The 4853-nt window shown below is 47.5% G+C and carries 4 protein-coding genes, 4 tRNA genes and 1 rRNA gene; 1 reads left to right on the top strand and 8 read right to left on the bottom strand.

Annotated features, from left to right (window positions below; all coding sequences use genetic code 11):
- The 5 genes from HA51_RS26735 to HA51_RS26715 form a co-directional block, all read right to left on the bottom strand.
- Positions 1-264: GTP-binding protein (locus HA51_RS26735; protein WP_245840239.1), on the bottom strand; the 264-nt coding region annotated here is incomplete at its 3' end.
- 107 nt (positions 265-371) lie between these two features.
- A tRNA-Thr gene (locus HA51_RS26730) sits at positions 372-447 on the bottom strand.
- A gap of 5 nt (positions 448-452) precedes the next feature.
- Positions 453-527 (bottom strand) — tRNA-Gly (locus HA51_RS26725).
- A gap of 190 nt (positions 528-717) precedes the next feature.
- Positions 718-802: transfer RNA gene (locus HA51_RS26720), tRNA-Tyr, on the bottom strand.
- An 8-nt stretch (positions 803-810) separates the two neighbouring features.
- Positions 811-886: transfer RNA gene (locus tag HA51_RS26715), tRNA-Thr, on the bottom strand.
- Positions 887-1527: 641 nt separating this feature from the next.
- Between HA51_RS26715 and coaA the strand changes: the two genes are divergently transcribed.
- A complete protein-coding gene (gene coaA / locus HA51_RS26710; protein ID WP_084938436.1) occupies positions 1528-2478 on the top strand; it encodes a type I pantothenate kinase in 951 nt (316 codons plus the stop codon).
- Between the two features lie 58 nt (positions 2479-2536).
- On the opposite strand, the gene birA is transcribed toward coaA, so the two are convergent.
- The 3 genes from birA to rrf all read right to left on the bottom strand — a co-directional run bounded on the left by birA (position 2537) and on the right by rrf (position 4799).
- On the bottom strand, positions 2537-3499 hold the full coding sequence (gene birA / locus HA51_RS26705) for a bifunctional biotin--[acetyl-CoA-carboxylase] ligase/biotin operon repressor BirA (RefSeq protein ID WP_084938435.1): 963 nt from the start codon (positions 3497-3499) through the stop codon (positions 2537-2539).
- Complete coding sequence (murB, locus tag HA51_RS26700) at positions 3496-4533, bottom strand: UDP-N-acetylmuramate dehydrogenase (RefSeq protein ID WP_084938434.1); 1038 nt, start codon at positions 4531-4533, stop codon at positions 3496-3498. Before murB ends, birA begins: the two co-directional genes overlap by 4 nt.
- Positions 4534-4683: 150 nt before the next feature.
- Positions 4684-4799 (bottom strand): 5S ribosomal RNA (rrf, locus tag HA51_RS26695).
- Positions 4800-4853 lie beyond the last annotated feature (54 nt).

Raw genomic sequence — 4853 nt, 5'->3', positions numbered from 1 at the left:
GTAGTCGGCGTGGCCTGGGCAGTCAACGTGCGCATAGTGGCGTGACGGGGTTTCATATTCAACGTGAGAAGTGTTGATGGTGATACCACGTGCTTTCTCTTCTGGCGCCTTATCGATCTCATCGAATTTGCTTGCTTTACCGCCGTAGGTTTTAGCCAGAACGGTGGTGATAGCTGCAGTCAGAGTGGTTTTACCATGGTCAACGTGACCGATGGTGCCGACGTTTACGTGCAGTTTGTTACGCTGAAATTGCTCTTTAGCCATCGCTAGTCCCTCTAAGACACGGATATATCGAAGATATCGTCATATCAACCAGGCAATGCCTGACTGTTTGGTTTACAGAGAGAGAATCAGGAGAGAGATAAAGGAAGTGGTGCTGATACCCAGATTCGAACTGGGGACCTCACCCTTACCAAGGGTGCGCTCTACCAACTGAGCCATATCAGCACATCTGGAGCGGGCAGCGGGAATCGAACCCGCATCATCAGCTTGGAAGGCTGAGGTAATAGCCATTATACGATGCCCGCGTCCTGGAACTCGGCTACCTGTTCTTTCTGTAGCTTATGAATAATAAAAGAAGACCTTCTATTATTCGAGCCTGTCAGAGTTTCTGACCGACTTTGATTGCGTTACTCCGCAATCTGAATTCGAAGGTGAGAGAGATGAACTCACCCGCCAGACAAAGACTTTATCTGACGCTCAACCAAGAGGTTGAGATGGTGGTGGGAGAAGGATTCGAACCTTCGAAGTCTGTGACGGCAGATTTACAGTCTGCTCCCTTTGGCCGCTCGGGAATCCCACCTACTTGATTGGTGCCGGCTACCGGAATCGAACTGGTGACCTACTGATTACAAGTCAGTTGCTCTACCAACTGAGCTAAGCCGGCATCAAGTGGAGCGCATTATGGGAAGACCGAGCCCAGGATGCAACAAAAAAATCGCCAAAATTGTTCTATCGCTTACTATTTGTGCAAAACCTCGCAAACCGCCAATCATTTGTAGTATTTTCGCCCAAATATAGTGTGTTTTTACACCATCTAGCTATGTCATTCACAGCGGCTTATTATGGTTTGACACTCGCACTTGAGAAACACAACGCCATTCTGCATTTCAAAAATCGCAACTTTTTTATTGAGCTGGGATTGATTGCACATTTTTTCGCCAACATATTACCGTTTAGGTTTGTTTGTTAACTGATGCCAGTTTCGACATGTCATGAGAGAAGCATTATCCGTTGTTTGACGGCGCACAAAGTTGTTAGCGAGGGATAATCTGAAAAGTCTTTACGCGTCGGTGCAACAAAAACTGTTGTAACAAGCAACTAAGCAATAATAAAAATGCGGGCACGCTTACGAAAGCGTGCTCAGGTTTATCAATTTGCTTCTTTTTAAAGTGACACTGGTGTTACCCTCCAGCCCATTGTTCTCGTTAATTACCCCCTATGACGTGCAACTAAGCTCGACGCATCCTTGTATGCCAGACGCTACAAGGTGTTGATGAGTCTGGATTTGCGGTCAGATGCACACTTATGAGTAAAAAAACGACACCACTGACTACGCCCTATTTGCAGTTTGACCGTCCGCAATGGGCCGCCCTGCGCGACTCAGTGCCAATGACACTCGCTGAAGGCGAAATTGAACGACTGCGCGGTATTAATGAAGATCTCTCATTAGAAGAGGTGGCTGAGATCTACTTACCGCTCTCTCGCCTGCTAAACTTTTATATCAGTTCGAACCTGCGTCGTCAGGCCGTTCTGGAGCAGTTTCTGGGCACCAACGGGCAAAAGATCCCTTATATCATCAGTATTGCTGGCAGTGTTGCCGTAGGTAAAAGCACAACTGCGCGCGTGCTGCAGGCGCTGCTTAGCCGCTGGCCAGAACATCGCAAAGTGGAGTTGATTACCACTGACGGCTTTTTACACCCCAATGCAGTACTGAAAGAACGGGGGCTGATGAAGAAGAAGGGCTTCCCGCAATCTTATGACATGCATCGTCTGGTAAATTTCGTATCCGATTTAAAATCAGGTGCGAATCAGGTCACAGCACCGGTTTACTCACACCTTATTTATGATGTGATCCCGGATGGCGATAAAGTGGTACAGCAGCCTGATATTCTTATTCTGGAAGGTTTAAACGTGCTGCAAAGTGGCATGGATTATCCCCACGATCCGCATCATGTATTTGTTTCTGATTTTGTCGACTTCTCAATTTATGTCGATGCACCCGAAACATTATTAGAACGTTGGTACGTCAATCGTTTCTTAAAATTCCGTGAAGGTGCCTTCAGCGATCCAGATTCTTATTTCCACCATTATTCCCAATTGCCCAAAGATGAGGCTGAAAATATTGCACGTGGATTATGGAAAGAAATTAACTGGCTGAATCTTAATGAAAATATTCTTCCTACCAGAGAGCGCGCCAGCCTGATTATGACCAAATCTGCTGATCATGCCGTGCAGAGTGTTCGTCTGAGAAAATAAAGATACATATTAAAGCGCCCTGTTTTATCAGGGCACTTTATTTTCAAGTTAGCGCACACTAATTACCAGGACGTAAGGAAATCTCACCACCAACCCAGGATTTAAGTTCGTCTTCCTGTTCAAGTAGTAAACCACCCTGCTTATCAATACCACGTGCAATGCCATGAACTTCTCTATCGCCAATCAGCAGTTTAACCGGGCGATTGATAAAGTTATCTAGTGCATCCCAACGTCCGACAAACGGTGCCAACCCGTCGCGCTCGAAAATCGGCAGGGCTTCTCGCAGGCTGTTGATGATTTTGGCGGCCAGTTCATTGCGATCAATTTCTACGCCCGCTTCCTGCAAATTAATCCAGCCCTGATTAATCTCGGACGCTCCTTCTGAGCGCATCACCAGATTGACTCCTGCGCCCATGACTATTTGCGCCGCATCACCCGTTTTTCCAGTTAGTTCGACCAGGATACCGGCTAATTTACGATCATTCAGATAGAGATCATTGGGCCATTTAACGCGCACATCGGGTACGCCTAATGACTGGATGACCTCTGCCATCACGATACCAATGACCAGGCTCAAACCCATTGCTGCAGCGGGGCCTTGCTCAAGACGCCAGTACATTGAAAGATAAAGATTTGAACCAAAAGGAGAGAACCATTTTCTGCCACGGCGGCCACGGCCTGCTTGCTGATACTCCGCAATACAGGCATGCCCCGAGGGCAACTGATCCATTCGATCCAACAGATACTGGTTGGTAGAATCTATGACAGGAATGACATCTAAGTCCGGCTGATGCAAATGCGAGAGAATATCGGCTTCATTCAGCAGCTGAACAGGTGCAGGCAGACTGTACCCTTTACCTGTGACGGTGTAGACATCCAAACCCCAACTCTTCAGGGTTTGGATATGCTTATTGATGGCTGCACGGCTCATACCCAATGCTTCACCCAGTTGCTCGCCAGAATGGAATTCTCCATCAGCCAATAGCGCGACCAATTTCAGCGGAACACTATTATCTTTCATGAAATAACCTCAACGGCGTTACGTTCGCCTTGAGCACCAATGAAGCGTACCTCTGGCTCGAGCCAAACATTAAATTTATCACCTACGAGATTTCGGACTGCGTGTGCTAAATCAACGATATCTTTTGGCGTCGCTTGGTTCTCATTGATCAAGACCAGCGCCTGCTGACGATGCACCGCCGCACCGCCTACTTGATATCCCTTAAGATGACATTGATCGATCAACCAACCTGCCGCTAATTTAACATCACCATTTGCCTGCGGATAATGTGGCATCCCTGGCCATCTCTCTAACAGAGCGGTAGCTAACTCACGAGTGATAAGGGGATTTTTAAAGAAGCTGCCTACATTGCCCGTTACTCGTGGATCGGGTAATTTGCTCTGACGCATTTGGCAAACTGCATTGAAAACATCCCATGCGCATACGGTGGCTGGATTAAGTTTCGCTAAATCGCCGTAACTCAGCACTGGCTTCCATTGCTTAGCCAAACGGAGCCCGACAGCAATAATGACGTAATTCTCCTTCATCTCGTGTTTGAAGATACTGTCACGATAACCAAACTGACACGCTTCGCGATGCAGGCGACTTACTTTTTGTGTTGGTAGATGAAGAACATCGACATAGTGGCAAATATCTTTGAATTCCACACCATACGCACCAATATTCTGAATAGGCGCGGAACCGGCCATGCCGGGAATCAACGCAAGATTTTCCAGGCCGGTAATACCTTTCTTTAAAGTATGTTCAACCAGTTCGTGCCAGTTCTCCCCGGCTCCAATATGTAGATGCCATGATTCAGCCTCTTCCTCCAGTGAAATACCTTTGATGGCATTAATGATCACGCCACCCTGAAAATCTTCCAGGAAAAGCACATTGCTGCCTTCACCTAAAATGATAAAAGGTTGATTCGCCTGTTGAGTAGCTTGCCATGCAGTAACAATGGCTTCGGGTGTGTCTGAGATATACAGTGCTTGTGCGCTGATCTCAAGACCCAGTGTATGGAATGCTTTTAGAGAAGTGTGGGGGCTGGACATTTCACGGCCTTTACTGATTTATCTGGCCGTAGTTTACCCGATCAATTAGTCACGGGTGGGGTGTTTTCGTGGGTTTTAATGTGGATTTCACCGATCTCCAGACGTAAAAAAGCCCTGAACTTCCGTTCAGGGCTTCTTCACTTAATTAATGCCTGGCAGTTCCCTACTCTCGCATGGGGAGACCCCACACTACCATCGGCGCTACGGCGTTTCACTTCTGAGTTCGGCATGGGGTCAGGTGGGACCACCGCGCTAAAGCCGCCAGGCAAATCTTGGTGCCATGCCCTGTGTCTTTTGTGCTGATGCTGCGTTGCTCTACC

This window comes from Pantoea rwandensis, from assembly GCF_002095475.1.
GTDB classification, from domain to species: Bacteria; Pseudomonadota; Gammaproteobacteria; order Enterobacterales; family Enterobacteriaceae; genus Pantoea; species Pantoea rwandensis.
The sequence above is the reverse complement of the archived record's forward strand: the minus strand, read 5'-3'. Positions and strand labels throughout refer to the sequence as shown.